A 635-nucleotide genomic window follows, 5' to 3' on the forward strand; every position below is an offset into this window, starting at 1 on the left:
GGGCGTACCAGGAGCCCAACACCCACCATTTGCGTCAATATAGCTCCCCATGTTTCGCCCCCGGAGGTCAATCACATTGCTTGACTCGGCTTCACCAGACATATTCATTCCACCCGCCATCATTTTCATTTCTTCATCTGTAATAACTCTCATCTCTTGTCCTTTTTGTAAACGGATTTGCAGCCATGATCATCAATGAACTCGATTATTTCTGCTACGTCCTCCCTTTTTAAAATGTCAGCCCTCAAAACTGATGCCATCCCTCCAGATTTAATGATCGATATTTTCGCCTCATCGAATGCCAGCGGCGATTTTTCGCGAAGCCCACAGGCGGCATACAATTTTGACTCTACTGTTGCCGTTTTAGAATTTACTATTCGTATAAAAAATGAAACGGAATCACGCTTTTTTAGAATAGACCGATATAATTCCTCCTGATGACTTACATGCCCATAGAACCCAACCATTCCGAGACTGAAAGTTTCTATTTCCTCGAATTTTCGCTGCTCACCTAACGAAGAAGTACCGCCATCTGCACTCGCAAGTGACGCCGAAGCGAGAATCATGATAATAGCCACATGAACAACAATTAAAAAATATTTTCGACGTAGATTTTGACCCATATAATTCATCTG

The 635-nt window shown here is 42.7% G+C and carries 1 protein-coding gene; it reads right to left on the reverse strand.

The window, feature by feature from the left end; genetic code table 11:
• Positions 1 to 149: 149 nt before the first annotated feature.
• On the reverse strand, positions 150 to 635 hold a 486-nt coding region (mchS3, locus tag AC1DKD_RS41780; RefSeq protein ID WP_477144802.1), incomplete at its 5' end, for an MchS3 family protein.

The sequence above is a fragment of the Cupriavidus sp. 05T313 genome (assembly GCF_056396665.1).